Source organism: Saccharopolyspora antimicrobica, assembly GCF_003635025.1.
Classification (GTDB): Bacteria; Actinomycetota; Actinomycetes; order Mycobacteriales; family Pseudonocardiaceae; genus Saccharopolyspora; species Saccharopolyspora antimicrobica.
Genome location: NZ_RBXX01000002.1, coordinates 63,256 through 87,461, shown reverse-complemented (window position 1 = coordinate 87,461; position 24,206 = coordinate 63,256). Strand labels below are relative to the sequence as shown.

Sequence of the window (24,206 nt, the reverse complement as noted above, 5' to 3'; positions counted from 1 at the left end):
GGAACGATGGGTCTTTTCGACTGGTTGTTCGGCAAGCTGGTCGTGCCGGTCCAGGCCCGGACACCATTCGATCACGTGCGGACCTACAGCCAGGTCATGCAGGGATCGGTCGCTCCGATGTCTGATGTCGCGGCGACATGGCAGAGGGTTGTACGTGAGGCGTTCGCGGACGCTGATGCTGCGCTGAACCGGGTGTTGAAGGACTCCGAGGTCCTGATGCAGGGTGGAGCAGCCGATCAGGCGCGTGAGGCGGTCACCCCGCTGGCGCAGGCAACTCGTGAAGCGAGCGAGATCGCGGGGCTGATAGGCAAGACCGTTGAGGCGCAAGCGGGTGCGTCGGCCGATTTCAAGAACGTTTTCCTGCCACCGCACCAGGTGCCGCCGGACAACATCGGCTGGGGTGACTACGTCAACCCCTATGCGTTCGCGCTGAAGTCCGGGGTCCGGGCGGGACATGAAGAAGTGCGGGACCAGATCGAAGCGCAGGCGCGGCAGCAGTACGAGGACTACGCTCGCATAACAGGCGAGCGGATCAACAGCATCCCCCATTTCTCGCCGCCGCCGAAGTTCACCGCCGACGTCGAACCTGCGAAGACCAATCCGGTGCACAAGGTCGAGCCGATCAGCAGCGACACCAGCACCAGAGGAGCCCGGGCCGAGGCGGAGCGGCCCGTGGCGCCGCCGGTGGTTGATCCTGGGCCGTGGCCCGAACCGGCGATGCCGCACGAGCCGACAGCCGCGGACGCGCCACCGGTGGCGCCGGCTGAGTCCGGCTCGGCGTGGGTGACACCCGCTGCGAGCGGGAGTCCGATGACGGGTGGGAGCGCTCCCACTCCCGGCGGCGGTGGCGGAGTGACCGGCGGTGTGGTCGTGCCGCCAGGCGGGAGCGGTGGTCGCCCGGCTCCGCCTGGAAGCGGGCACGGCGGGACCGGGCGGGGCGTTCCCGGGGGAGGCACCGGCCGGGGCGGTGACACGGGGAAGGGGCTCCCCGGTGGTGGCCGTTCCGGGAGCGGCGGCGGCCCGACGGCTCCGGGCTCCACTGGCTCCGGCAGCACGGCCGCGCGGGGACCGTCCGGTGCGGGCGGCGTGGCTGGTGGGCCGCCGGCGGCTGGTAACCGGCAGAAGGAAGAGGACAAGGAGCACGACCGCAAGTTCGTCAAGGGCGACCGGGACGCGTGGAGCGATCTCGAGATCCCCAAGGTCGCTCCGGCGGTGTTCGGGGACTGGGAGGCCGAGGCGCTGAACGGCAAGCCGCCGCGGCCTCCTGAGCAGACGTAGTCCGCGCCGGGCAGCGTGCCGATGCCGGTATGATCAGCCGTCGGTTAGCCTTCTGGCCGTGCTCTTCTTCGTGATCGCCGCTGTGCTGTTCGGCATCTTCCTGATCGGCTTCATCCGCGACCGTCGTCGGGTGCGCAACGGCGTCTACCTGTTCTTCTGCCTGATGTTCGTGATCGCCGGGCTGCTGTTCGAGCTCGCGATGATCAACCAGGTCGCCGCCGCGCTGATCCTCGCGGGCCTGGTGGTGCTGGTGCCGGTGACGGTGCTCGTGCTCGCGGGGTTCCTGATCGCCAACGGGATCACGATGCTGCGCCGGGAGGGCAGGCGGGTGGCGAACCTGCTGTCGCTGGCCGCCGGGCTCGGGATCATCGGGTTGATCGTGCTGAGCTTCGTGGCCAACTACTTCCAGCTGAAGCCGGTCATGGCGTTCGTGAACGCCGTGACCAGCGTGCTGTTCTACGTGTCGTTCCTGTTCGTGTGCTTCCTGCTGTACTCCTTCGTCTACGGCAAGTTCCCGCACAAGACCGATGTCGACTTCATCGTGGTGCTCGGCTCCGGGCTGTTCGGTTCCAAGGTGCCGCCGCTGCTGGCCAGCAGGCTCGACCGGGGCCGCGCGGTGTTCGACGCCGAGCGCGCGCGGGGCAGGCAGCCGCTGCTGGTCACCTCCGGCGGGCAGGGGCCGGGCGAGGACCTGCCGGAGGCGCGCGCCATGGCCGACTACCTGATCGAGCGCGGCGTGCCCGCCGAGCAGATCCTGGTCGAGGACCAGTCGCGCACCACCGACCAGAACCTCCGGTTCAGCAAGGCGATCATGGAGCAGTCCAAGCCGGACTTCCGCTGCCTGGTGGTCACCAACAACTTCCACGTGATGCGCGCCGCACGCATCACCCGCGCGGAGAAGGTCAACGGCCAGGTGATCGGTTCGCCCACCGCCCGGTACTACTGGCCGAGCGCGACGATCCGCGAGTTCGTGGCGGTCTTCCTCTCGCACAAGGTGATCAACGGCGGCATCTGCCTGCTGCTGTTCCTCGGCGGCCTGAACCCGATGTCCTGACCCGCCGGGGCGCGGGTTCGGGCCCTCCCGGTTAGGATCGCCGCGTTCCTGTGCAGGGGTCCTGCGCTGTTTCGCCGTGCGTGAAGGGGAGTTGTGAGCACGCGGTTGATTCCGGCTGTGGTGGCGATCGTGCTGGGGGCGCTGCTGGCGATCGCCCTGTTCGTGCCGTACGTCGCGAGGCAGTACCGCAGACGTGGCGAACTCGGCATCGGCAACGCCGCGCTGGCCCTCGGCGGGCTCGTCTACAGCCTCGGGCTGATCGCCTACGTGCTGCTCCCGATGCCGGCCATGCGCCCGGACTTCTGCGCGGTCCACGGCACCAGCGGTCCACAGTGGATCCCGTTCAACTTCCTCACCGACATGGAGAAGGAAGCGATCGGCACCGGGATCGCCGCCACCCTGCGCAATCCGGCGCTGACGCAGGTGCTGCTGAACGTGGCGCTGTTCCTGCCGCTGGGCATGTTCGTCCGGTACATGTTCCAGCGCAGCGTGCTCGCCACCACGGCCATCGGCCTGGGCGTGTCGCTGCTGATCGAGCTGACGCAGGTCACCGGGATCTGGTTCCTCTACCCGTGCGCGTACCGGCTGTTCGACGTCGACGACCTGATGGCCAACGGGCTCGGTGCGCTGCTCGGTGCGTTCGCGGCGCCGCTGCTGCGCGCGGTGCCCGGCCAGCGCATCGACTCCGATCCGGGCCTGCCGCGGCCGGTGACCAGGTCGAGGCGGTTGCTGGCGATGGTGTGCGATCTGATGGCCTTCCAGTTCACCGGTGCCGTCGTCGTCGCAGGCGCCAACGCGGGTCTGCTCGCCGTGCACGGTGAGCTGCTCAGCGGCGTCACCCCGCCTGCCGAGCTGGCCGGGTACGCCGAGGTCAACGCGGTGACGCCCTGGCTGCCGTGGTTCCTGCTGGCGGTCGTCGTCCCGCTGGCGGGCAAGGCACCCAGCCTCGGCCAGCGGATCGTGCGGTTGCAGGCCACGAGGCCCGACGGACGACCGGCGGGAGCGGCGATGCGCCTGCTCCGCAGCCTGTTCGGCGTCGGTGGCTACGTGCTCCTGAGCCAGCTGAGCAGCACCGCGCCTGACCTCGAACTGCTGGGCACGCTCGGGTCCCTCTACGGCCTGGCCTCGCTCATCGCGCTGTTCACCACGGACGGGCACCGCGGGCTGTCCTACGTGTTCACCGGGCTGCGGCTGACCGACTCGCGCGCCGTCGACCGGGCCGAAGTCCTCAGCTGAGGTCGCGCGGCTGCGCGGGGAGCGTGGCCGACACCTCGAAGCCGCCGTCGGGCAGCCGGCCGGAGCTGATCTCGCCACCGGCCAGCTGCACCCGCTCGGCCAGGCCGATCAGGCCCTGGCCGCCGCTGGGCAGGCTGCGCTGGAAGCCCGCCGCCGGGCGGCCGTTGCGGACCGAGAGAGCGAGCTGCTTCGGCCGGTAGTCCAGCGCGACGGTGGCCCGCGCGCCGCCTGCGTGCTTGTGGACGTTGGTCAGTGCCTCCTGCACGACGCGGTACGCGGCGCGTTCCACCTGGTCGGCCAGGTCGCGGCGGTCGCCGGTGAGGACCAGCTCCACGTCGAGCCCGGCGTCGCGGGAGGCCGACACGAGCGATTCGAGATCCTTGAGCTTCGGCTGCGGCGGCTCCGGCGTCTCGTCGCCGGGGTTGGCGCGCAGCACGCCGATCATCTGCCGCAGCTCGTCCAGCGCGCCGCGGCCCACCTGCTGGATGGTCGCCGCCGCGCTGACCGCCTTCTCCGGGTCGGCCTTGGCCACCATCTCCAGCGCCCCGGCGTGCACCACGACCAGACTCACCTGGTGCGCAACGGAATCGTGCATCTCGCGCGCGATGCGGGCGCGCTCCTCGCTGCGCGTGCGCTCGGCGATCAGGGAGCGTTCGCGCTCGGCGCGCTCGGCCCGCTCCACCCAGTGCACCAGCCGGGTGCGGCGGCCGGCCATGTAGCGGCCGATCACGACCGGGAAGAAGAGGACGAGCGACCACATCACGATGCTGGTGATGAGGGATTCGACGTTCCCGTCGAACCCCTTGAGCAGCCAGGAGACGAGATCCTGCAGGACGCACAGCGCCGCGACGCCCCAGATCTGCCAGTTCTTCCGCCCGTAGGCGCCCAGCGCGTACAACGCGGGCAGCTGAGCCAGCGAAGACAACGGCTCGATGAAGCGCAGGACCGTGGTGATGACGACCACAGTGATCGGGAACCGGCGCATGCCAAGCAGCGCCAGCGCCCCGATCAGTGCCCCCACCAGCAGTGGCAGCGCCGCGTTGAAGTCCGGGCGGTTCTGCAGGACGCTCATGGCCGAGAGCGCGAAGGTGATCGCGCTGATGGCGGCCAGCACGACCCACCGCGGCACGCCCGCGAGCCAGGACGGTCGCGAACCGACGAACGGTTCTTCGTCCGGTTCTGCGGTGCTCGGCGAGGGCGCGTTGAGCTTCTCGGTAGCCACGCGGCGAGCCTATGGCAACCGGCGTCGCGCCGGATGAACCCCGGGTCGTACTCCCCGGGTATGACGAGATCGCGCTGCACGCGATCTCCGTGCGCCTGGCGGATGATCGGTGAATGCGCCTGGAGTCCGACGCCCGCGCAGCGCACCCGGGCATAGCGTTCGCCGCATGGTTTTCACGAACGAAAGTCCGCCGGTGGCAAGGACTCCGGCGCCCGTCCGCACCCGCCTCGACGGCGTCGACATCGCCAGGGGGCTGGCGGTGCTCGGGATGTTCGTCGCGCACGCCGGTCCGGCCATGCTCGACCCGACCGCCGGTGGTGCGGCGGAATTCCTGGCAGGCCTCGGCAACGGGCACGCCTCGGTGCTGTTCGCCGTGCTGGCCGGGGTTTCGCTGGCGCTGCTGACCGGCGGCAGCCGGCCGCACGAGGGCTCGGTGCTGCGCCGGGACCGGGTGCGCATCGCGGTGCGCGCGGTCGTCCTCTTCGTGCTCGGCATGGTGCTGACCCAGCTGGGCGCGCAGATGATGGTGATCCTCTCGTTCTACGCGCTGTACTTCCTGCTGGCGCTGCCGTTCCTGCGCGTGCGCCCCGCGGTGCTGGCCGTGATCGCCGCGGTGTGGACGATCGCCGGGCCGATCGCCTCCTTCTTCATCCGCGGCGCGTGGACCAGCGCGGACACCGTGGGCGGCGCGCTGTCGTTCACCGACCTGACCTCGTGGGACACCGCCGGGGCGGGATTCCAGCGGCTGCTGCTCGACGGCGCCTACCCGGTGCTGACCTGGATGCCGTTCGTGTTCGCCGGGCTGGCCGTCGGGCGGCTGGACCTGCGGTCGACGGCGGTGCGCCTGCGGCTGCTGATCAGCGGTGTCGTGCTGGCCGTGATCGGCGCGGGCAGTTCCTGGCTGGCCCTCAACGTCTTCGGCGGTCTCCGCGCCCTGGAACCGGTCCTGGCCAACCTGGCGCCGATCGCCGCCGAGATCGGCAAGGAACCCGTCGAACTGCTGCAGATGATGGGCTTCGGCGTCGTTCCCACGACTTCACCGGCGTTCCTGCTGCTCAACGCCCCGCACGCCGGCACGCCGTTCGAGATCACCGCTTCGACCGGTGCCGCTCTCGCGGTCCTGGCCCTCTGCCTGTTCGCGGGTGATCGCCTGCGCACGCTGCTGGCCCCGCTGTCGGCGGTCGGCGCGCTCGCCCTGACCGTGTACACCGTGCAGGGCCTGCTGCTGGAGCCGGTGCTGGTCGGGCTGAGCTGGCAGCCGTGGCTGCCGCTGCTCGTCCTCGCGCTGGGTTCGCTGGTGTTCTGCGCGCTGTGGCGGCCGCTGCTCGGTCGCGGGCCGCTGGAGCGGGTCCTGCACTGGACCTCCACCAAGACCGCCGACCTGGTCGTGCGGTGAATCCCGGTGGGCGCCGGCTCCCGCGCGAAGCCGGCGCCCACCCGCCGGTCCGGCAGTGATTGGATCGCTCCGTGGATCTGCTTCGCCATCTCCGGTTCTTCGTGGCGGTCGCCGAGGAAGGGCACTTCGGGCACGCCGCCGACCGCCTCGGCATGACCCAGCCGCCGGTTTCGCAGGGCGTGCAGCGGCTGGAGGCCAAGCTCGGCGTCACCCTGCTCACCAGGGGGTCGCGCGGGGTGCACCTGACCACCGCCGGGGCCGAGCTGCTGCCCCGGGCGCGGGCGCTGCTCGACGGCGCGGAGCAGTTCGAGGAGGAGGCCCGGCGGCAGCGGGAGAACCGCGGCGCGGTGCGCATCGGCGTCATCCCGGCGCTGACCGACCGGCAGGTCGCCGCCTGCACGGCCGCGGTGCGCGCCGCGGCACCGGACCCGGCGGCCCGCACCGTGATCACCACGACCGCACCGACCACCGACCTCGTCGAAGCGGTCGCGGCCGGCCGCCTCGACTGCGCGGCGGTGCACCACCCCGCGCTGATCGGCGCGCTGACGCCCGGCCCGGTCCTGAAGATCCGGCGCTGGCTGCTGATCCCGTCCGACCGCAAGCCCTCGATCCGCGGCCTGCGCGGCCTGGCCTGCGCGACCGCCCCGCGCAACCACGGCACGGCCGCGTTCGACCTGCTCGTGGACACCCTGCGGACCAAGGGGCTGGATCCGGACTTCCTGCCCGCACCCGGCGATCGCGAGGCCATCACCGCCGTCGCCGCCGGGCGGGCGTTCGCGCTGACCACCGACCCGGAGCTGGACGGCCCGGGCGTGGTCCGGGCGCCGGCCGGCGACGACCTGGCGCTGCGGGTCCGGCTGGTCTGGCAGGAATCCGCGGCCGAGGACGTGCGCACCGCTTTCGAGGCGTCCCTGCGAGGCGACCGGTGAGCCCGGTCGAGCGGCGGATCCGCGAGGTGCTCGCCGACGCCGGTGCCGAGGGCTGGGTGCACGCGACGCAGTTCGGCGGCGGGCGGGAGATCTGCGTCGGCGCCGACGAGCTGGTGGTCACGGCCTCGGTCTACAAGCTGCCGCTGCTGGTGGCGATGTGCCGGGCCTTCGACGCCGGCCGCCTCGACCCGCGCGCGACGGTGCGCATCGACCCGACCTCCTGCACACCGGGCCCGAGCGGCTTCTCGACCTTCCTCGACCCGGTGACGGTGTCCTGGCGCGACCTGGCCGCCTCGATGATCGCGGTGTCGGACAACTCGGCCGCGGACGTCATCCTCGGCGCCGTCGGCCTGGACGCGGTCGCCGACGTGCTCGACGACCTGGGGCTCACCCGGACCCGCGTGGTCGGCGGCACCGCCGACCAGCACGCCTCGCTGGTCCGCGACCTGGGCACCACCACGGCGGCGGAAGCGTTCGCGCTGCTGGGCGACAACGACGCCGCGCGCACCGTCAGCGCCTACGACCCGGCCTACGCGGGCGCCACCACACCGCGTGAGATGACCCGGCTGCTGGAGCTGATCTGGACCGACGCCGTGGCCTCGCCGCAGCAGTGCGCGTTCATCCGGCGGCTGCTGGGCAACCAGATCTGGATGCACCGGGTGCGCTCCGGCTTCCCGTTCCAGGGCGTGCGGGTGGCGGGCAAGACCGGCACCATCGGTGCGGTGCGCAACGAGGTGTCGGTGGTGGAGTTCGAGGGCGAGGAACCGGTCGCGGTGGCGGTGTTCACGCTCGCCGCGCGAGCCGATTCCGCGCTGCCGCGGGTGGACACGGCGATCGGGGAGTGCGCCTGGGTCGCGGTCAACGACCTGCGCTCCGGGCGGCTGTGAGCGAAGTTTTTTTCCGCCCGATCCGGGCGGTGGCGACCGGGTGCGCGCTGCGGCCATATCGAACCGCTATCGCCGGGCGGTCGGCTGTGGATTGGCGCGATCGCGCGGGTGCTGCTTGATTGGTCCCGACCGGACTTCCGGTCTTCGGACTGAACGGAGAAGTACTTGCGGCACAACGAAATCCGCCTCGGGCGACGCGCTGTCCTGGGGGCGCTGCTGGCCGTTCCGGCACTGGTGGCGTGCGGCACCGTCGAGGGAGCTCCGCCGCCCGCTCCCGCCCCGCCCGGCCCCGACCTGGCCGAGCTGGAGCGCCGCTACGACGCCCGCGTGGGCCTGTACGCGATCAACGTCCGCACCGGCCGGACGCTGGTGAACCGCCCCGACGAGCGGTTCGCGCTGTGCTCCACCTTCAAGACCTACGCCGTCGCGGCTCTGCTGCGCGACCACGGCCTGAGCAGCGGCTACTTCGACAAGGTCATCCGCTACACGAAGGACGACCTGGTGAGCTACTCGCCGGAGACCGAGAAGCACGTGGACACCGGCATGACGGTCCGCGCGCTCTGCGAGGCGACCATGAAGCTCAGCGACAACACCGCGGCCAACCTGCTGCTGCGCGAACGCGGTGGCCCGCAGTCGATCGCGCCGTTCGCCCGCTCGATCGGTGATCCGACCACCCGGCTGGACCGGTGGGAGACCGAGCTGAACACGGCGATCCCCGGTGACGAGCGCGACACCTCGACCCCGGCCGGGCTCGCCGCGGGCTACCGGGCGCTGGTGCTCGGCGACGCGCTCGCGGCACCGGAGCGCGACCAGCTGACCGAGTGGCTGCTCGCCAACACCACCGGCGACGAGTGCATCCGGGCCGGAGTGCCGCCGACCTGGCGCACCGGGGAGAAGACCGGCGCGGGCGACTACGGCACGCGCAACGACGCAGGCGTCACCTGGACCGAGGACGGCACGCCGATCGTCATCGCGATCCTGACCACCAGGCCGAGGCAGGACGACGAGTACCGCAACGAGCTGCTCGCCGACACCGCCCGCGCGGTCGCGGCGCACCTGCGCTGAACCGTCCTGTGTGGAGGGAGTGGGGACGTGCGTCGCGCGCATCGTTCGAAAGGTTGATTCCGCGGTGCCGCTTTCGGTTCGCGGCAACCGATCCCCGGATCGATGCGCGCGAGCGCGGTCGGCGACGACAGTGGGAGGTGCAGACGGCGACCGCAGGGAAGGAAGCGCATCGGCGATGAAGAAGGTCTACTGGGCGGCGTTGAGCTACATGGTCCTCGGGCTGGCGGCCGGGCTGTACTACCGCGAGCTGACCAAGGCCCAGGAGTTCACCGGCGACACCCAGCTGGCGGTGGCGCACACCCACCTGCTCGCGCTGGGCATGCTGTTCTTCCTGGTGGTGCTGGCGCTGGACAAGGCCTTCGGGCTCTCCGGCAACCGGCTGTTCACGCTGTTCTTCTGGTTCTACAACAGCGGGCTGGCGCTCACCGCGGCGATGATGCTGGTGCACGGCACCATGACGGTGCTCGGCGCGGAGAGCTCGGCGGCGATCTCGGGCATCGCCGGACTCGGCCACATCCTGATCACCGTCGGCCTCGTCCACCTGTTCCTGGCCCTGCGCAAGGCCCTGCCCGCACGGGCAGAAGCCCGCTAGTCGGGTTTGACTCTTTACGGCAGGCCGCGACCGCGAGGCGTACCGCAACAACGGCATGAGCCGCCGCAAGCGCGCAGCGCTTGACCCACCCTGGCAGCTTGCACCGCCGCGGGTTCTCAGGGCTTTCCTGGCGAGGACGGCCCAGCCGCCGTGTATTGGTCATACATCAGGCTGGGCACCCGCAGTCCAGGGAAGCCCTGAGGTTCCGCTACCCGCACCGCTACGCAAAACGAGTCTGGAATCACTGAATCAGTCCCGCTTGGCGCGGCTCGGTGCGACGCGCGGTGGCTCGTTCGGCTGCTTCGGGTAGACCGGCGGCCACGGCGCGTCCTGCAGGCCGGCGGCCATGTCCCGGGCCGACTGCTCCAGCAGCGGTTCGATCGACTGCGGCCGCCGGCCGGCCCACGGGTCGCCGAGCTCGGCCAGCCGGCCCGGGACCGTGGCGATGGTCAGCGAATCCGGTTCGACGGTGCCGAGCTCGTCCCACGAGATCGGCGTGGACACCTGCGCGCCCACTCGCGGGCGCACGCACCAGGCGCCGAAAACGGTCTTGTGCGGGGCGTTCTGGTTGTAGTCGACGAACACCCGGGAGCCCCGCTCCTCCTTCCACCACTTGGCGGTGATCAGGTCGGGGTGGCGGCGCTCCAGCTCGCGGGCCAGCGCCACGGCGGCCGCCCGCACCTCGTAGCTGTCCCACCGCGCCTCCAGCGCGGCGTAGATGTGCAGGCCGCGCGAGCCGGAGGTCTTCACCTGCGCCTCGATGCCGAGCTCGGCCAGCAGCTGCCGGGTCAGCTGCGCGGCCTCGACCACCTGCGGGAACGTGACGCCCGGCGAGGGATCGAGATCGATGCGCAGCTCATCGGTGACCGCGGGTGCGCCTGCGTGGTAGGGCCAGACGTGGAAGCCCAGGCAGCCGAGGTTCACCGCCCAGGCGATGTGCGCCAGATCGGCGGCGACCAGCGCATCGCTGGTGGTCCCGTTGGGGGTGGACACCACGGTGGTCTGCAGCCACTCGGGTGCCGACTTGGGCACCCGCTTCTGGAAGAACGACTTGCCGCTCGCCCCGTCGGGGTAGCGCTCCAGCAGCAGCGGGCGGCCCTGCAACGTGCTCAGCAGCGGTTCGGCAACGGCCTGGTAGTACCGGATCAGGTCGAGCTTGGTCTCGCCGCGCTTGCTGAAGAACACCTTGTCCGGGTGCGAGACCGGCACCTCGGTCTCCCCGAACTCCAGCACCACCGATTCAGCCACCCGGACAGCCTATGGCCCGCCACCCCCGACCGCAGCCGTTTCCGCACTGCGAGCGCGGGGCCCGGCGGTTGTACTGGGTCGGATGTTCGCGGAGTGATGGGGGACCGGTGAGCGAGCTGCCCTTCGCCGATCGCAGTGACTTCGAGGATGCCGATCGCGGTTTCATCGCCGCGCTCCAACCCGGCGTCGTCGCCGACGAGGACGGGCGCGTGGTGTGGGACGACGACGCCTACGCCTTCCTGCGCGGCGACTGCCCGCCGACGGTGCACCCGAGCCTGTGGCGGCAGTCCCAGCTGTGCGCCGAGCAGGGCCTCTACGAGGTGGTGCCGGGCATCTACCAGGTCCGCGGCCTGGACCTGTCCAACATGACCCTGGTGGAGGGCGAGCGGGGCGTCATCGTGATCGACCCGCTGATCTCGGTGGAGACGGCCGCCGCGGGACTGGCGCTGTACCGGGCGCACCGCGGCGACCGGCCGGTCACGGCGGTGATCTACACGCACTCCCACGTCGACCACTTCGGCGGCGTGGAGGGCGTGGTGTCCGGCGAGGTGCCGATCCTGGCGCCGGTGGGCTTCATGGAGCACGCGGTGGCGGAGAACGTCTACGCCGGAACCGCCATGACCCGCCGCGGCAACTACATGTACGGCGCGCTGCTGGAGAAGGGCCCGCGCGGCCAGGTCGGCACCGGACTGGGCCAGGGCATCTCGGTGGGCAGGGTCTCGCTGCTCCCGCCCACGCTCGACATCACGCGCACCGGGCAGCGGGAGGTCGTCGACGGCGTGCCCATCCGGTTCCAGCTCACCCCGGGCACCGAGGCACCCGCGGAGATGAACTTCCACTTCCCCGACCACCGCGCGCTGTGCATGGCCGAGAACGCGACGCACACCATGCACAACGTCCTCACGCTGCGCGGAGCCGAGGTCCGCGACGCCCGGAACTGGGCGCGGTACCTCACCGAGGCCATCGCCGAGTTCGGCGACGACACCGAGGTCGCGTTCGCCTCCCACCACTGGCCGACCTGGGGCCGCGACCGCGTCGTGAAGCACCTGACCGAACAACGCGACCTCTACGCCTACCTGCACGACCAGACGCTGCGCCGGATCAACCTCGGCTGGACCGGCAGCGAGATCGCCGAGCGTTTCGAACTGCCCCCGGCGCTGGAAGCGGCCTGGCACGCCCGCGGCTACTACGGATCGGTGAGCCACAACGTCAAAGCGATCTACCAGCGCTACATGGGCTGGTACGACGGCAACCCGTCCTCGCTGTGGGAGCACCCGCCGGAGGAGTCGGCGAAGCGCTACGTCGACTGCATCGGAGGCGTGGACCGCGTGGTGGAGAAGGCCGCGGAGTACGCGGCGGCCGGCGACCTGCGCTTCGCCGCCCAGCTGCTCAAGCACGCGGTGTTCGCCGAACCCGACCACACCGCGGCCGGCGACCTGCTCGCCGACGTTTACCAGCGGCTCGGCTTCGGCGCCGAGAACGCCACCTGGCGGAACTTCTACCTGACCGGCGCGCAGGAGCTCCGCCAGGGCATCACCCCGATGGAGATCAGCATCTCGGGGGCGATCCTGGCGGCGCTGACGGTCGAACAGCTCCTGGACTCGGTGGCGATCCGCATCGACGGTCCCCGCGCGGCGACCGCGGCCCTGGCCATCGACTGGCACGTGACCGACACCGACGACCACGTCCGCACGACGCTCTCCAACGGCGCCCTCGTCCAGGAGCCGATCCGCGAATCGCGACCACCGGACCTGACCCTCACCCTGACCAAGCAGCAACTCCTCGCCCTGCTCGCCGGAGACGCCCCGGAAGACATCGACCACCGGGGAGACCGCGCGGCCCTGACCACCCTCCAGGACCTCCTGGACGCCCCGGACCCGAACTTCCCGATCGTCCGCCCGTGATCCCGCGTCTCATGTGGACGGTTGGGTCGGGGTGCGTTCGGCTTGGGCTTGGCGGTAGAGGACTTTCAGCGCGGCGGTGATCGGGAGGGCGATCAGCGCGCCCAGGATTCCTGCCAGCGAGCCGCCGAGGAGGATCGCCACGAAAGCCGCCAGCGGGCTCAGCTCGACGGTGCGGGCGAAGACCCTTGGCGCGATCAGGTAGTTCTCGAACGCCTGGTAGCAGATGAAGAAGAGCAGTGTGATCACCGCCAGGGACAGGCTCTGCGACAGCGCCACCAGGATCCCCGCCACCGACGCCAGCGTCGCGCCGATCTGCGGGACGGCGTCGAGCGCGGCGACCACGAGCGCCAGGAGCGCGGGGTAGGGGATGCCCGCGATCAGGAAGAACACGAACGACACCGCGCCCGCGCACAGCGACACCAGGGCCTGACCGGTGACGTAGCCGCCGACCCGGCTCATGGCGACGAGGATCGCTTCCGGTCGGCCGGGGTGGTGCGAGGCCGCGCGCGTCATCGCGGACTGGAGCCGCGGCATGGCGAGCGAGAAGTAGACCAGCAGGGCACCGGCCGTGCAGGCCGCGAAGACGCCCCCGAGCAAGCTGCCGATGACGGCGAACCCGGCGCCCAGCGCGCTCGCCAGGAACGCGGCGCCCTTCTCGACGGCTTCCCGCACCTTGTCGTGGACGGCGGGATCGTCGAGCGTGGCGCGCAGCTGGTGGTCGCCCAGGTGCACGCCCAGCCGGGACAGCACGTCGGGGAGCTGCGCCGCGAAGTGGCCCAGCTGGCCGATCGCGGGCACCACCGCGAACAGCACCACGACCCCGACCAGCAGCACGACGGCGAGGATGACCGCGGTTATCGCCATGCCGCGCCGCCAGCGGTGCCGCTGCAACCACGCCACCACCGGTTCCACGCCGAGCGCGAGGAAGAACCCGACGAAGATCAGCACGAGCATGCTGCGCGCCGTGTAGGCCAGCACCGCCAGCGCCGCCACCGCGAGGTAGACGCAGGCGATCTGGGCGTGCCGCAGCAGGGACGGGCTCGCGGGCGGCTGCCCGCTGGGACCTGGACCGGCCATGGCGCACGAGCCTCCTGCCGACGACGTCCCAACAGGATCCGGCAGCGCCCGCGAGCCCGCTCGTGGATCAGATCGCGGTCTCGTGCACGTGCTGCCAGCGCAGCCCGTCGGGCGTGCGGCGCAGGACCGCCGTGGTGCGGCGGGTCGTGCTGGTGCCGTCGTGGTGGTGGACTTCGCGGAAGCGGACGACGGTGAACTCGGGGCTCTCCGCGACGATCGCGATCTCGTCCACCTCGATCGCCAGGCCCGGCGCTGAGTTGCCCGCGCCCGCGAGCGCGGTGAAGAGCTCCTCGGCGGTCAGCACCGCGCCCTCGGTGGTGATCAGCGCGAAGTCCTCGGCGTGCGAATCGCGGAACTCGGTGAGGACCGCGGGGTCGCAGTCCGCACCGAGCCAGGTCGCCAGCACCCGGTGCAGGCGCTGGACCTCTGCGGGGACGTCGCTCACCAGCCGCGCTCGCGCCACTCGGCGAGGTGGGGGCGCTGCTCGCCGAGCGTCGAGTCGTCGCCGTGGCCCGGGTAGAACCAGGTGTCGTCGGGGAGTTCGGCGAACAGGCGGTTCTCCACGTCGTCGATCAGCGACCGGAAGTTCTCCGGCGAGGTCGTCTTGCCCACCCCGCCCGGGAACAGCGAGTCACCGGTGAACAGGTGCGGGTGGCCCGCCGGGTCGCGGTAGAGCAGCGCGATCGAGCCCGGCGTGTGGCCGCGCAGGTGGATCACCGACAGCTCCGAGTCGCCCACCGCGATGGTGTCGCCGTGCTCGACCAGGCGGTCCGGCGGCACCGGCAGCGGCTTGGCGTCGGCCGGGTGCGCCAGGGTGAAGCACCCGGTCTGGCCCGCCACCGAGCCCAGCGCCTGCCAGTGGTCGGCGTGCTGGTGGGTGGTGACGATGGTGCGCAGCCGGGGGCGCTGGTCGTCGTGGCCGAGCAGGTCGGCCAGCTTCTCGGACTCGTTGGCGGCGTCGATCAGCAGCGCGTCACCGGTGTTGCGGCACACCAGCAGGTACGCGTTGTTGTCCATCGGGCCGACCGAGATCTTCGTGATGGTCAGCGCGGCCAGCTCCCGGCGAGCCGGGTTCCCACCGGGCTCGACGTGTCCCGTGTACTCAGCTTCGATCTCCACGCCGCCGAGCTTAGAGACTGCTGCCCGGTCACCTCGCGCGGCGGTGCGCGTGTCGACCCGGTCAGGACGCGGTGTTCTTCTCCGGGACCACCAGGCCGTAGATCACCAGCACGGACAGCGCGATCACCAGCAGCGACCACAGCGGGAACGCGGCCAGGAACGCCAGGTGCCCGATCGCGCACAGCGCGGCCAGCACGATACCGCTGGTGCGGGCCCACGTCTGCTCGTACATGCACCCCACGCCGGTGGCCACCTGCAGGACGCCCAGCACCAGCAGGATCGTGCCCCAGGTCGCGAAGTTGAAGACCAGCAGCTGGCCCTCGCCGACGATGAAGTAATCGGTGCGGAACAGCGAGGTGAGCCCCTCGATGATGTTGAAGATGCCGACCAGCAGGATCAGCGAACCGGCGAAGGTCAGCCAGCCGGACATCGCGGTCGTCTCCGGTGCGGACGTCATCGCCCACTGCTTCTGCTGCTGCTCCGGAGCCTGCTTCTGCTCCTCGGCGTGCTTCGCCTCGGCCCCGTGCTGGCCGGAGCCGGGTCCGGTTTGCGGACTGGACATCGTGAGCGCCCCCTCTGCGAACTCGACGACTTCCGCTGCCAATGTCGCGCGATCGGGCGAACGGCGCAGCCCGGACGCGTTGCCGCCCGGCTTCCTTCTGGATGACGGAAGCGGAGTTCCGGGTTCAGCGGAGTTCGGGATCCGCGGGGTGCGGCTGCTCGTCGCGGACCAGCCGCAGCGCGATCAGCGGGAAGATCAGCACGCTGAGCATGCCCGCGCCGACCATGGCTGAAGCCGTGCTCGTCGGCAGCAGACCGGCCTCGGTGCCGATGGTGGTGATCACCACGACCAGCGGCAGCGCCGCCGAGGCCAGCAGCGCCAGCGTCCAGCGCGGCCGCACCGGCAGGTCGCGGTGGTGCAGGGCCAGCACCGGCAGTCCGCGGATCACCAGGAACAGCACCAGGAACACCGGCAGCAGGGCGATCGCGCTCGGCGTGGCCAGCAGCGCGTCGAGGTCGTAGCGCATGCCGCTGACCACGAAGAAGAACGGGATGAGCAGCCCGAAGCCGATCGCCTCGATCTTGCTCTCCACCACCGCGCCCTCCTCGGGATCGCCCGCGTCGAGGAACAGGCGCACCACCAGCCCCGCCACGAACGCGCCGAGCAGCAGGTCCAGGCCGAGGGTTCCGGCGAGCCACAGCATGAACACCACGACGACCATGCACAGCCGCACGGCGAACTGGACGCTGGTGCCCAGCGTGGTGCGCACCAGCCTGCTGATCCGCCCCGACCTGCGGTTCGCCGCCGCCCACAGCAGCCGCGCCGCCACCACGCCGAAGGCCAGCAGGAACAGCACGGTGCGCGCCGGGTCCTGGTCGTTGAACAGCAGCGCCACCGCGATGATCGGCCCGAACTCGCCCGCCGCGCCCACGGCGAGAACCCGGGCGCCCAGCGGAGTGGGCAGCAGCCCGGCGTCGCGGACCATCGGCAGCGTGGTCCCGAGCGCGGTCGTGGTCAGCGCCAGGCCGATGATCAGCGAGGCGAACGCCCACCCGTGCACCAGCGCGCCGAAGCCCAGGCCGAGCACCAGCGAGATCAGCCAGCCCGCCGAGGCCAGCCGGATCGGCTTGCCGCGCACCTCGTCGATCTTGAGCTCGTAGCCGGCCAGGAACATCAGCATCGCCAGGCCGAAGTCGGCGACGAAGCCCATCACGTCGTCCACGCCGGCCCAGCCGAGCACCTGCGGGCCGATGAGGATGCCCAGCAGGATCTCCAGCACGACCGAGGGGATCGCGATCCACCGCTTGACATGATCGGTGATCAGCGGCGCGATCGTGGTGGCGGCCACGATGACGGCGAAGCTCACCAGCGCGGTCTGCGGCATCGGTCCTCCACCGGGTCAACCACCGAGGTCGCCGGGGAACCTAAGCCGCCCTTGGCCCGATCGCTGATCAACGTCACGCGGACGGGTGTAGATCAGACCCAGTCCGAGGCCGAATGAACACATCGACGAACGTCAAGCTCTCATGCCCTTATCTGCTCCCAAAATGCGTGTACCCGATCATCACCGGTTGTGTTCTCGCGGATAATCTTGGGGGTAACCTGGAAGCGAATGCGCAGCTTCTTGCTTCCGCTGGCGGGCATGGGTTCGATGGACACCAATTCGGCTTGTTCTAACTGCTTGATGAAAGACTTCCAATGGTCGGGCCCGTAGTGTTGAGTCCACTTCTTGTGGCCGGTAGCCGGCTGGGAATCGCTTTCGCGGATTATGATGGAGTTCTCTCCTCCGTGTTCCAGCTTGGACAGAAAATGCTCTGTGGATTCGGCAAGTTCATTGTGGCTGTCGCGCGGGTCGGCGGGGATCGATTCGACGCCGCGTTCGCGCAGCCGGTTGCGAATATCGCCCGGCCTGTAGGCCAGTTCACCTGCGAGCAGCATTTGTTTTACGTTGATTGAATTGGCGAACCGAAGGGTTGAGAGGTCTAGGTCGGCGCGCCCTAACGTAAGTTGTCCAATTTGTGTTTCGTCGAGCGTGAGGTCCCAGTGTAGCGAAGAAGGAAGCATAAGCTCCTCTGCGACGCAGTCGCGGAGCACGCCATCCTGGCAGTCGACATCGCGAAGGTCGAGCACCTCGAAGGTCGCGCCGTGGAGTACGGAATGCGGGAAACGTTTTGTGTTGGAGATCATGGCCGCCCATAGGGCGCCGAGGTTTGACGAAGCGATCTCGGATCGGTTGCCATCTCGTTCCAAGAGATCCCGCTCTTGCAGTGATTCCAGCGCTTCCTGCAGTTGATCGATTCCTGATCGAATAAGTGCGTTTACGGTAGCTGGGCGCCAGTGCGACTCACGCAACATCCTGGCGAAATGGCCTTGACCCTGTGCCGGAAGGTACTGAGCGATGGCATCTGCGAGGAACTGGTCGTAGAACAATTCATGTTGAAAAGTGAAGCGCCGTGGAGTCGAGCTGCCATCGTGTGCGTCCACGCTGAGTCCGCAGAGTACCGTGAGTCGACTTCGAAGCCTCTCTTGCCCTTCTAGGTCGCCGACCACCATTTCGGCGGCGTATTCGAGATCGCTGGGGTCAATCTCCCGTTCCCCGGACTGGGCCATGATCTCAGCGATGTTGCGAAATGTTTGCCGTAGCTGTTGCTGGTCGAGTAGGGCGGTATGTCTTCCGTCGGAGTTGAGTTTACTCTCTTCCCGGCGCAAGTACTGGCTTAACAGACGCTCCGGCAGCGATTCTGCCTGCCAATCGTCAACCTCGCCACTCAGTCGCATTTCCACAAATGCGCGGGCAAAAAATGGGAGATGCAGGAGCTCTCTGTCCTGTTCATTTAGCCTGAAGACTTCGGACTTATCGATTCCGTAGGAGCGTACGAAATTTGTCACCTCTTCTTGAGTCCACGGTTGGATCTCGGCGATCCGGTGGCGCGCGTCAACGGGCCTATTTTTGGAGATGCTCTTCTGCAGGCTTGACCTGTACTGGTTGAGATAGTACGACGAGCGCGAAGACACCACGACAACACCGCGCCCGCCAAGTGCTTCGAGCCAGGGTGCGAGAGAGCCGACGGCGTCTGCATATCCACTTCCGCCTAGCAGTTCGTCGAAACCGTCGATGAGGAGGACCATGAGCCCGTTTCGGCAAAGTGCTTTGACTGACTCGTCATTAAGGTTCTGGGTGGCGTTAACGGCTGCATTGATGACGGTCTGAAGGTGATCGAGAACTTGCCCGGTGGATCGAACGTAGAGGAAGAGAGGTTTATTTGGGGCTTTATCCGGTGAGTCGGCGATTTCTGCGGCACGTTTTTTTGCTGCATCGACCATGGCACGGGTTTTTCCGATGCCTGCTTCGCCGGTAATGAAGTAGACTAATGGGGTTCCACGGTTTGAATCTACATCCCGGTCGACGTTGCTTATCAGGTCGGAGAAGTTCTTGGTCGAAGGCGCTTCGCGGTCGAGATCTGTCACATTTACTGTTGCGTTGACCGGGTGGATCGACCCGCTGTCCGACCAGCCGAGCCTGGTTCGTTCATCGTCCACAAGTCGCTTGTCGATGCTATGGAAGCTATAGCTCAGGCGGCGTGCTACCATTTTCCAATTGGCTAGCTCACGCAAGTAGTGCTGGTATGTAACCCAACCTGCGGGTGATCGCCACTGACGTTCGTCATTGGGACCAAGGCGGAAATGGTCACGTCTCTGGATTGTTCCTTCGCTAGTTGCTTTACGCCAGGTGTAGACAATGTCGTCGCTCTCGGACAGCTGTGGTTCTTCGCCGCGTTCGACGAAACCGGCAAGATCGTTATTGATGTCCTGGGCGTATCTTAAAGCGGCGTTGTCCGAAGTGGGTGGAGTGAGAAAGTCATGGAGGGCGTTTCTGGTTGCTTCGTCCTCGGGGCATTGGCGGTGTACACCGGCATTGGGCCACAAGTAGCTGGGTGCCTTATTTGGGCGCCATCGCGCGAAAAGGCACAGGTTTCCGTCGCTGTCAGCGTAGAATAATGGCCATAGGGGAATCGCGTCGTTACTAAAGTTTAAGGACGGCCTATGTACGTCGGGATGCTCGCTGGTGAAGCGAATCTCGAAGTCCGTGAGGACTGATGTGATCTGGCTGGAGATTGCCTGAATGAGGCTGTTGACTGCAGCCTTGCATTCTGGGTTATCGGGTTCTGGGCCGCCGTGGCTGATGTGGTCCCGGAGCTGTTTGAAGGTGCGAAGCTCCACAGTTCCTGGAACACCGCTGTCGATGTGTCCTAATATGGCCGCCAGTCCATCACGAAGGCGGGACTCCAATATTGTCCCGTCTCCGGCGAGCGTGTTGTGTGCCTTGCGGAGGTACGCAATGAACTCCCCGAGACCTGGCTGTCTGCGGAGCCTTGTCGTGTGCCGCTGTTTGAGGGTTGCTGCCGACAGCAGGCAGAGGAAGCGTAGCTGAAAGTCGAGACACGCGATCCCGACGTGCGTGCTGACTTGCTGTTCGGGTGGCGTCGACCTGTACGCGGATTCGAGGCGCAGGTAGACACTCGGGGCTGAGCCGAACACGGTCCATCCGATCGTCGTACGGGGCTACGCGACCAGCCACTGTGGGCTTGATCACCGAACGGTGGTCATTATGCGCTGCCTGGAGGTGTGGGTGTCCGTTATTCGGGTGATCGGCCAGAACGCAATGTGATCGTTAGGGTGCTGAAGGGCGCCAAAACGGGTGGTCGGGCACTTGAGCAGGTAGAGGTCAGAGCCAGTCGGGGAGGTCGGGGGCTTCGCCGTGGAGGTCCGAGGCGTCGGTGCGGCCGAGGAGCCAGCCGAGCATCGGGCCGGGTTCGCCGCTGACGCGGCTCGGCGGGGCCGTGGTGCCGCGGAGCTCCCAGGTGCGGCGGTGGTCGCCGAAGTCGACCTCCACCGCCAGGGCCGGGACGTCCGGGCGGCCGCCGAACTGCTGCGCGACGTCCTCCAGCAGCTGTTCGGCGTCGCGCGGCGGGATGTCGGCGAAGTCCACGTCGTGGTCCAGGTCGACCAGGTGCACCCACACCTCCAGCAGGCGCAGCCGCAGCATGTGGTGGGCGGGCATCGGATCACCGACGGCGTCGGCGATCTCGGCGTTCCACGCGCTCTCCGGCAGCTCCCGGGCGGCGTGCGCGAAGCGGTCGCAGGAGGCGGCCAGGTCCTCGTACAGGAGGCGGTAGCTGTGCTGGGCGCCTTCGGCGATGGCCTCGTCCCGGTCGTCGCCGCTGGCGTACATCGCGTGCTCGATCCCGGTGCGGGCCCAGATCAGCAGGTTGCCGAACCCGTCGGCGTTGCGGGCCAGGTGGGCGATCACGTGCGCGCGGCTCCAGCCGGGCAGCAGGCTGGGCTGTCGCACGGACACCTCGTCCAGGCCGCCGACGGTCCGCAGCAGCCGCTCGGTGGCGCGCTCCACCGCGGCCAGCTGGTCGGTTACTTCGCGCGCGAGCTGCGCGCCGGTGCCGAGGACGGTGTCAGCCATGGTTCACCTCTCGGAGGGAGGGGTGCGCGGAGCGCGATGGGAAGTATCGAGCCTAATTGCGCAGGCCACAGGGGCAACAGTGCCCAATCCGGGGGAATTTGCGTATCGTCGGGAGTGTCGTCGGCCAACCGCTTCGGATGTCACACGATCGGGTGTAGATCCGGGGTTGCGCCGGATGTGGGGCGCAGGCGATCCGGGACTGTCGGTGGCCCCGAATAGCATGGGCGACGCGACGTCGCGACCTGTCGAAGACCGGGTTCTCGCGCCCGGCCCGCAGCGGCGCGCGTCGACCTCAACGCAAGTACTTCCGAAGGGATCACTGTGGCTGACCGCCTCGTCGTCCGCGGCGCCCGTGAGCACAACCTGCGCGGGATCGACCTCGATCTGCCCCGGGACAGCCTGATCGTGTTCACCGGGCTGTCCGGCTCCGGCAAGTCGAGCCTGGCCTTCGACACCATCTTCGCCGAGGGGCAGCGCCGCTACGTCGAGTCGCTGTCCGCCTACGCCCGGCAGTTCCTCGGCCAGATGGACAAGCCCGACGTGGACTTCATCGAAGGCCTGTCCCCGGCGGTGTCGATCGACCAGAAGTCCACCAGCCGCAACCCGCGGTCCACCGTGGGCACCATCACCGAGGTCTACGACTACCTGCGCCTGCTGTACGCGCGGGCGGGCAAACCGCACTGCCCGACCTGCGGGGAGGCGATCAGCAAGCAGACCCCGCAGCAGATCGTCGACCAGGTCCTGGAGATGCCCGAGCGGGCCAAGTTCCAGGTGCTGGCGCCGGTGGTGCGCGGCCGCAAGGGCGAGTACGTCGACCTGTTCGAGCAGCTGCAGTCGCAGGGCTACGCCCGCGCCCGCATCGACGGCGTGGTGCACCCGCTGGACGCGCCGCCGAAGCTGAAGAAGCAGGAGAAGCACGACATCGCGGTGGTCGTGGACCGGCTCACCGTGAAGGCGGGCGCCAAGCAGCGGCTGACCGACTCGGTGGAGACCGCGCTGCGGCTGGCCGACGGGCTGGTGCTCATCGAGTTCATCGACCTCGACGAGGACGACCCGGGCCGGGAGCGCAAGTTCTCCGAGAACCTGGCCTGCCCGAACGGCCACCCGCTGGGCGTCGACGAGCTGGAGCCGCGCTCCTTCTCCTTCAACTCGCCCTACGGCGCGTGCCCGGAGTGCGCGGGGCTGGGCATCCGCAAGGAGGTCGACCCGGAGCTGGTGGTGCCCGACGAGGACCTGTCGCTGGCCGACGGCGCGATCGCCCCGTGGGCCGGCGGGCACACCGCGGAGTACTTCACCCGGCTGCTGACCTCGCTGTCGGAGTCCATCGGGTTCCGGATGGACACCCCGTGGCGGCAGCTGACCACCAAGGTCAAGAAGGCCGTGCTGCACGGCAGCAACGACCAGGTGCACGTCCGCTACAAGAACCGCTACGGGCGCACCCGCTCCTACTACGCCAACTACGAGGGCGTCATCCCGTTCCTGGAGCGGCGGCTGGAGCAGACCGAGTCCGACTTCGCCCGCGAGAAGTACGAGGGCTACATGCGGGACGTGCCGTGCCCGGCCTGCGACGGCACCCGCCTCAAGCCCGAGATCCTGGCCGTGACCATGGCGGGCGCGGACGCGGGCGAGCTGTCCATCGCCGAGGTCAGCGCGCTGAGCGTGCAGGAGTGCTCGGACTTCCTCAACGGCCTGGTGCTCGGGCCGCGCGAGCAGATGATCGCCGGTGCGGTGCTCAAGGAGGTGCAGGCACGGCTGGGCTTCCTGCTCGACGTGGGCCTGGACTACCTGTCGCTGGACCGCGCGGCCGGTACGCTCTCCGGCGGTGAGGCGCAGCGCATCCGCCTGGCCACCCAGATCGGATCGGGCCTGGTGGGCGTGCTCTACGTGCTCGACGAGCCGTCGATCGGCCTGCACCAGCGCGACAACCACCGGCTGCTGGAGACGCTGAGCCGGCTGCGGGACCTGGGCAACACGCTGATCGTCGTGGAGCACGACGAGGACACCGTGCGCAGCGCGGACTGGGTGGTCGACATCGGCCCCGGCGCGGGCGAGCACGGTGGCCAGGTGGTGCACAGCGGCACCTACAAGAAGCTGCTGGAGAACAAGAACTCGCTGACCGGCGCCTACCTGGCCCGGCGCAAGCAGATCCCGGTGCCGGAGCTGCGCCGCGTCCCCGACCGCAAGCGCCAGCTGACCGTGGTCGGCGCGCGCGAGCACAACCTGCGCAAGATCGACGTGTCGTTCCCGCTGGGCTGCCTGACCGCGGTCACCGGTGTGTCCGGTTCGGGCAAGTCCACGCTGGTCAACGACATCCTCGCGTCGGTGCTGGCGAACAAGCTCAACGGCGCCCGCCAGGTGCCGGGGCGGCACACCCGGGTCAAGGGCCTGGAGCACGTGGACAAGCTGGTGCAGGTCGACCAGTCGCCGATCGGCCGCACCCCGCGGTCGAACCCGGCCACCTACACCGGTGTGTTCGACCACATCCGCAAGCTGTTCGCGGCGACCACCGAGGCGAAGGTGCGCGGCTACCAGCCGGGCCGCTTCTCCTTCAACATCAAGGGCGGCCGCTGCGAGTCCTGCGCGGGCGACGGCACCTTGAAGATCGAGATGAACTTCCTGCCCGACGTCTACGTCCCGTGCGAGGTGTGCAAGGGCGCCCGGTACAACCGGGAGACCCTGGAGGTGCACTACAAGGGCAAGACGATCGCCGAGGTCCTGGACATGCCGATCGAGGAGGCCGCGACGTTCTTCGAGCCGATCACGGCCATCCACCGGCACCTCAAGACGCTGGTGGACGTGGGGCTGGGCTACGTGCGGCTGGGGCAGCCGGCGCCGACGCTGTCCGGTGGTGAGGCGCAGCGCGTGAAGCTGGCCAGCGAGCTGCAGAAGCGCTCCACCGGCAAGACGGTCTACATCCTCGACGAGCCGACCACCGGGCTGCACTTCGAGGACATCCGCAAGCTGATCGGCGTGGTCAACGGCCTGGTGGACAAGGGCAACACGGTGATCGTGATCGAGCACAACCTGGACGTGATCAAGACCGCGGACTGGGTGCTGGACATGGGTCCGGAAGGCGGCAACGGCGGCGGCATGCTGGTGGCCGAAGGCACTCCGGAGGACCTGGCGGCCACTGACGAAAGTCACACCGGCCGATTCCTCGCGCCGGTGCTGGCAGAGGTCTGATCTGCGAAAACGGGGCCCTGCGCCGCTCGGCGCGGGCC

General features: G+C 69.0%; 19 protein-coding genes. 10 read left to right on the top strand and 9 right to left on the bottom strand.

Going from position 1 to position 24,206, the window contains the following annotated elements:
• Nucleotides 1-6 precede the first annotated feature (6 nt).
• The 3 genes from ATL45_RS38650 to ATL45_RS00965 all read left to right on the top strand — a co-directional run bounded on the left by ATL45_RS38650 (nucleotide 7) and on the right by ATL45_RS00965 (nucleotide 3,568).
• Complete coding sequence (locus ATL45_RS38650) at nucleotides 7-1,278, top strand: hypothetical protein (RefSeq protein WP_093159884.1); 1,272 nt, start codon at nucleotides 7-9, stop codon at nucleotides 1,276-1,278.
• Nucleotides 1,279-1,336: 58 nt separating this feature from the next.
• On the top strand, nucleotides 1,337-2,332 hold the full coding sequence (locus ATL45_RS00970; RefSeq protein ID WP_093159882.1) for a YdcF family protein: 996 nt from the start codon (nucleotides 1,337-1,339) through the stop codon (nucleotides 2,330-2,332).
• A 93-nt stretch (nucleotides 2,333-2,425) separates the two neighbouring features.
• Nucleotides 2,426-3,568, top strand: coding sequence for a VanZ family protein (locus tag ATL45_RS00965; protein WP_246025101.1), 1,143 nt, complete (start codon nucleotides 2,426-2,428; stop codon nucleotides 3,566-3,568).
• Here the strand turns inward: ATL45_RS00965 and ATL45_RS00960 are convergent.
• The gene (locus ATL45_RS00960) at nucleotides 3,561-4,790 is read right to left on the bottom strand and encodes a sensor histidine kinase (protein WP_093159879.1); all 1,230 of its coding nucleotides are present in this window, start codon (nucleotides 4,788-4,790) and stop codon (nucleotides 3,561-3,563) included. The genes ATL45_RS00965 and ATL45_RS00960 overlap by 8 nt on opposite strands.
• A 193-nt stretch (nucleotides 4,791-4,983) precedes the next feature.
• Between ATL45_RS00960 and ATL45_RS00955 the strand changes: the two genes are divergently transcribed.
• The 5 genes from ATL45_RS00955 (at nucleotide 4,984) to ATL45_RS00935 (ending at nucleotide 9,659) form a co-directional block, all read left to right on the top strand.
• Nucleotides 4,984-6,186: a heparan-alpha-glucosaminide N-acetyltransferase domain-containing protein gene (locus ATL45_RS00955; RefSeq protein ID WP_246025100.1), complete on the top strand. Its 1,203-nt coding sequence runs from the start codon at nucleotides 4,984-4,986 to the stop codon at nucleotides 6,184-6,186.
• A gap of 71 nt (nucleotides 6,187-6,257) precedes the next feature.
• A complete protein-coding gene (locus ATL45_RS00950) occupies nucleotides 6,258-7,115 on the top strand; it encodes a LysR family transcriptional regulator (protein ID WP_093159873.1) in 858 nt (285 codons plus the stop codon).
• The gene (locus ATL45_RS00945; protein ID WP_093159871.1) at nucleotides 7,112-8,002 is read left to right on the top strand and encodes a serine hydrolase; all 891 of its coding nucleotides are present in this window, start codon (nucleotides 7,112-7,114) and stop codon (nucleotides 8,000-8,002) included. The genes ATL45_RS00950 and ATL45_RS00945 overlap by 4 nt, the downstream gene beginning before the upstream one ends.
• A 165-nt stretch (nucleotides 8,003-8,167) precedes the next feature.
• The gene (bla, locus tag ATL45_RS00940) at nucleotides 8,168-9,067 is read left to right on the top strand and encodes a class A beta-lactamase (RefSeq protein ID WP_093159868.1); all 900 of its coding nucleotides are present in this window, start codon (nucleotides 8,168-8,170) and stop codon (nucleotides 9,065-9,067) included.
• 175 nt (nucleotides 9,068-9,242) lie between these two features.
• Nucleotides 9,243-9,659: a DUF2871 domain-containing protein gene (locus tag ATL45_RS00935; RefSeq protein WP_093159866.1), complete on the top strand. Its 417-nt coding sequence runs from the start codon at nucleotides 9,243-9,245 to the stop codon at nucleotides 9,657-9,659.
• Between the two features lie 249 nt (nucleotides 9,660-9,908).
• Here the strand turns inward: ATL45_RS00935 and ligD are convergent, their stop codons facing one another.
• Nucleotides 9,909-10,907, bottom strand: a complete 999-nt coding sequence (gene ligD / locus ATL45_RS00930) for a non-homologous end-joining DNA ligase (protein ID WP_093159863.1) — start codon at nucleotides 10,905-10,907, stop codon at nucleotides 9,909-9,911.
• Between the two features lie 107 nt (nucleotides 10,908-11,014).
• Between ligD and ATL45_RS00925 the strand changes: the two genes are divergently transcribed.
• Nucleotides 11,015-12,811: an alkyl/aryl-sulfatase gene (locus tag ATL45_RS00925; protein WP_093159861.1), complete on the top strand. Its 1,797-nt coding sequence runs from the start codon at nucleotides 11,015-11,017 to the stop codon at nucleotides 12,809-12,811.
• A gap of 9 nt (nucleotides 12,812-12,820) precedes the next feature.
• On the opposite strand, the gene ATL45_RS00920 is transcribed toward ATL45_RS00925, so the two are convergent.
• The 7 genes from ATL45_RS00920 to ATL45_RS00895 all read right to left on the bottom strand — a co-directional run bounded on the left by ATL45_RS00920 (nucleotide 12,821) and on the right by ATL45_RS00895 (nucleotide 20,985).
• The gene (locus ATL45_RS00920) at nucleotides 12,821-13,888 is read right to left on the bottom strand and encodes an AI-2E family transporter (protein ID WP_093159858.1); all 1,068 of its coding nucleotides are present in this window, start codon (nucleotides 13,886-13,888) and stop codon (nucleotides 12,821-12,823) included.
• A gap of 67 nt (nucleotides 13,889-13,955) precedes the next feature.
• Nucleotides 13,956-14,333, bottom strand: coding sequence for a DUF4440 domain-containing protein (locus ATL45_RS00915; RefSeq protein ID WP_246025099.1), 378 nt, complete (start codon nucleotides 14,331-14,333; stop codon nucleotides 13,956-13,958).
• On the bottom strand, nucleotides 14,330-15,007 hold the full coding sequence (locus tag ATL45_RS00910; RefSeq protein ID WP_093159853.1) for an MBL fold metallo-hydrolase: 678 nt from the start codon (nucleotides 15,005-15,007) through the stop codon (nucleotides 14,330-14,332). Before ATL45_RS00910 ends, ATL45_RS00915 begins: the two co-directional genes overlap by 4 nt.
• A gap of 61 nt (nucleotides 15,008-15,068) precedes the next feature.
• On the bottom strand, nucleotides 15,069-15,569 hold the full coding sequence (locus ATL45_RS00905; protein WP_143121782.1) for a DUF7144 family membrane protein: 501 nt from the start codon (nucleotides 15,567-15,569) through the stop codon (nucleotides 15,069-15,071).
• A gap of 124 nt (nucleotides 15,570-15,693) precedes the next feature.
• A complete protein-coding gene (locus ATL45_RS00900; protein WP_093159848.1) occupies nucleotides 15,694-16,893 on the bottom strand; it encodes a cation:proton antiporter in 1,200 nt (399 codons plus the stop codon).
• A 140-nt stretch (nucleotides 16,894-17,033) separates the two neighbouring features.
• A complete protein-coding gene (locus ATL45_RS38240) occupies nucleotides 17,034-19,730 on the bottom strand; it encodes an NACHT domain-containing protein (protein WP_143121781.1) in 2,697 nt (898 codons plus the stop codon).
• A 505-nt stretch (nucleotides 19,731-20,235) separates the two neighbouring features.
• Nucleotides 20,236-20,985 carry a maleylpyruvate isomerase family mycothiol-dependent enzyme gene (locus ATL45_RS00895; RefSeq protein WP_093159846.1) on the bottom strand — a complete coding sequence of 250 codons (750 nt, stop codon included), beginning with the start codon at nucleotides 20,983-20,985 and terminating at the stop codon, nucleotides 20,236-20,238.
• Between the two features lie 321 nt (nucleotides 20,986-21,306).
• On the opposite strand from ATL45_RS00895, the gene uvrA reads away from it, so the two are divergent.
• Complete coding sequence (gene uvrA, locus ATL45_RS00890) at nucleotides 21,307-24,168, top strand: excinuclease ABC subunit UvrA (protein WP_093159843.1); 2,862 nt, start codon at nucleotides 21,307-21,309, stop codon at nucleotides 24,166-24,168.
• The last annotated feature ends 38 nt before the right edge of the window (nucleotides 24,169-24,206 follow it).